The organism is Psittacicella hinzii (assembly GCF_003585935.1).
Classification (GTDB): Bacteria; Pseudomonadota; Gammaproteobacteria; order Enterobacterales; family Psittacicellaceae; genus Psittacicella; species Psittacicella hinzii.
The window spans coordinates 1-4048 of record NZ_NRJG01000163.1 but is presented as its reverse complement, the minus strand read 5'-3'; the positions used below and the strand labels follow the sequence as shown (position 1 = coordinate 4048).

Annotated in this window: 1 protein-coding gene; it reads left to right on the top strand. The window is 29.4% G+C overall.

Features of this window, described 5'->3' with window-relative positions:
* Positions 1–159: 159 nt before the first annotated feature.
* Positions 160–3753: an MnmC family methyltransferase gene (locus CKF58_RS07395; protein WP_119532503.1), complete on the top strand. Its 3594-nt coding sequence runs from the start codon at positions 160–162 to the stop codon at positions 3751–3753.
* The last annotated feature ends 295 nt before the right edge of the window (positions 3754–4048 follow it).

The window sequence follows — 4048 nt, the reverse complement described above, 5'->3', positions numbered from 1 at the left end:
TAGTACTTAGTAATCTAAGAAATTACTAAAAGCATTAATAAACAAATAGTAAGCAAAAATATGTTCTTGTGCTTTAGTAAGCTAACTAGCAATTATTCCTTAACTCTTTTACTCTGTATTATTATAGTGAGAGCAAAATAACTACTACGCAGACAAAAAATGTTAAAACATCTATATAGTGAATTAAAAATTTCAACTTTACACAATGCCAATTTAAATGTTAGTGAAAGCGAAATTACTAATTTAGATCATGGTGACATTTATTATCAAACCCAAGACCCAATTCAAGAAAGTTTATACGTTTATATTTCTCAGAGCCAATTAATTCCGCAATTAATTACTAAATTAAATAGTAATTTACCCTATTTAAAAGCAAATATAACTTCATCTTCCTTAGCTTTAGATACAAATAATATAAATCATGATTGTTTAAGATCTTCTTCACCTGAAATTAAGTTTAATGGGGTATATAAATGCTTTGAAGTTGGTTTTGGTACAGGCTTAAATGCTCTTTTAACCCTAAATACTATTAAAAGTTTTCGTCAGCAAGCGCAAAACTTTGTTGCAGCTTCACTAGATGCAAACTTTAATAATCAGCTTGTAAAGCAGCTTAAACAATTTAATTATGCATTAGCCCAAGAAATTTTAGAATCTGAACAATTAAATTTTCTTGAGCAACAGCGTATTAAAAAATTATGCCAAGGTTTGGTTAATGATAGATATATTCAAGCGTTTTTAAAAGCTCATACTTTATCACTTTGGCAACAAATGTTTACATATCTTTGGGAGCATTTAAGCGAACAAACAAGTTTAGATCATTGCAATAATATCCTAAACGACTATCAAGTAGCATTAGGACAAAAATTTATCTTTCAGTATTGTTCGAGTGAAAGAACGCCTTTAACTGTTAAAGATTTAGAGCAAAATTATCAGCAAAGCTTTGCTCCTCGCTTATTATCTAGCTTTGAGTATATCAATAATCACGTAAGCCTTGCGATTGTTACTAAATTTGTTGAAGACTTATTTACTAAAGCAAAAGCAAATCTTAAAGATAGTTTTGTTAGCCATTTTTCATCTCATTTAGAGCAACTATTAAAGCAACAAATTACTGATCCAAGCTTAAACGCATTTATTTCTAATATAGAACCAGCTACTAATTTAAAACAACTTGTACAAAAACTATTAGTAAATTTATCACAAATTTTTACTTTCTTCATGGAGGTAATAAATTTTACTGTGAGTAAATATCTCGTAAATAATAGTCCATTCAAAGATATTGTTTTAGCGAAAAAAGACATTTTTGAGCAAGAATTACAAGCATTTAGCAATCAGTTCTACAATGATTTAATTGCCTATGGTGAAGTAACATACAATTGTTGCTATACGCAAAACTATGCAGCAGATATAGTACAAATCTATTACGATGATCTTAAAAATATATTTCTAAATTATGCTGCTGGTTTAGGTAAACATAGTTTTGATGTAATTTATTTAGATGGTTTTGCACCAGAGAAAAATGCAGACTTATGGAATAGTAACCTTTATGCAATCCTAGCGTATTTATCAAAAGAGCAAACTCGCATTACAACCTTTACCAGTAATACAAAAGTTAGTAAAGGCTTAAAGCAAGTTGGTTTTACTATTATTAACGATCTTGGTTTTAATAAACGTAATCATCTTACTGGTTACTTTAGTCATGATGAAAAATTATCTTCTTTACTAAGTGAGTACCAAACAACAAATAACTTTGTCAAAGATAAACTTTTACAGCATTTAAAAGAACAAAATACTAATTTACCAGCAGAACAATTAAATTCAGAGCTATATAAAATACAACCATTTTATAAGCAAGAGCTCTTTGCACAAGACTTTTATGGAGTGGTCGAGCCAAGCTTAATTAACAAATTATATTTACTCTTAAATAATAATTATCTGCCAACACTTTTATTAGCTAACAAAGAATTAAGTAATTCTCAAGTCTATAAATTAATTCAAGGTAATAATGAAAATGGTGTTGACTTATCAGCTAAAAATGACGCTGTAATAAACGTATTTGGACATGGTATTGCAGGAGTAGCTAGTGCTTATTATTTAAATAGCTTGGGATTAGCGACTAATATGTACTCGACAACCTCTCAAGAAATGGCTTCGATTAATCCTGCTGGTCTATTTTATCCGCAACTAGTTGATGATGATCCTGCTGTAAACTTTTTACATTTAAATGCCTTTAAATATGGCAAGGTTTGGTGGCGCAAATTACAAAAATTTACCAGTACCACTTTAAAAGGATCGCATAGTCAATTAGAGGAAGAATATGTTATTCCTCAACTGATTAAAATTGATAGTAGTTCACGAGTTGCACCATTGAACATAGATGAAATTACTTTAGTAACTAATCAAAGTGATAATTGTGATAACAAATATGCTAGTAACATCAATTTAGCTATTAATAAGTACGTATTAAACAATAATTCATCAGGATTTACTTTAGCTGACAATAAAACTTTTTATTTACATGGTTACCAGATCAAAGTCAATAAAGCTATTACTCAAGCAATATTGGCTTTAGAAACATTTGGCAGAGTAAATTTTGCTCTACAGTCACTTGAGCAAGCTAAAGCAAAATTAGCTTCTAGTTTAAAGGCAAATGAACAAGTTAATATAATTTGTCTTGGAGCAGATACATTAACTTTGCCGCATATTGAGCAATACTATTCTTTCACTCCTAGCTCTGGTAAAGTTAGTTATCTTAAGCAATCAGAGTGGCAAGCCGTATGTAAAGATTTTGTTTCTCATGATTTACAGTCAAAGATTACACAATATATTGTTTCATATTTAGATGAAATAAATGTGCTAGCTGATGTAAATGGGCAAGCAAAGGATATATTTACCTCATCACAATTTACTCAGCTTTTAGAACAAATCGAACATATAATGGTTCACATGTTTAATGAGTTTGCTATTTGTGACGAAGGCTATGCTCTAAGCGCTACAATTGATCTCAATCAAGACGTCATTCCGCCTTTTGTAAATTATAGAAATGGATTATCAGCAAACAACGAGGCTTTAACTTTAAATCAAAAACAAAATTTACAAGAAGTTATTATCTTTGGCGCAACACATAAACCTTATGCAGCGTCGAAAATACAAGATCTGAAGCAAGAGGCCTTAGAAGATAATAAATTAAATTGTCATAATTTTGCCTGTTTGATTTCTAAGCAATTGAAAGATTATCTTGCTAATTTAATCCGCTCCCTTATACAAGGGCAATATAACGTTACTGAACAAGAACATTTAGCTTCTTCAAATGCTAATCAAATTCAATTGCTAGATCTTTCTGTAGCAAATATTTTTACCGAACAACTAATTAAACAATTAGCAACTCGAATTTATCAAAATTTAGCAACTCAAGATACTATTCAAGGTACGCGAATTAAAGTAAGAGATCGGTTCTATATTGCAGGATCGCTTTTTAATTTAGATTATTATCAACAACAATTAAAGCCTTTTATTCATCACAAGTATAAAAGTGATAAGCTTCCTGATCTTGATCATAATCTTCTTTGTACAGATAGTAATTATTATTTAACAGGAATGAGCTCACGAGGTCTAACATTAGCTCCATTAGCTAGTGTGAACCTTATACATCACATTTTAGGTTTAAGTTTATGTTTGCCAGATGCTCTTGAACAAAAGGTTAATCCACAAAGACAAATCGCAAGTAAGATTTTAAGTAGTAAGTTTAACTTGTAATTTAATGATATTCTTGTGTGAAAAATTAAACTTTAGTAACAATATTTAACACATCTTTCTAAAAAGTTTAAAAAACATTAATTAATGCTTTATTAGCTGTTTGTCTTAATAAATTAAATTATTAATCTCTAAGAAGTAATTTTAAATTTACTTTAATCGCTTGTGAATAATAACCCTAGCTATACCTAGGGTTATTTTTATATCTTCACTTTTACAAATAATTAAAAATCAACAATTTATCTTTGTTATAGCGAGAGAAAATTGGTTTATTTGCTTAGGATATTTATGAGCATGG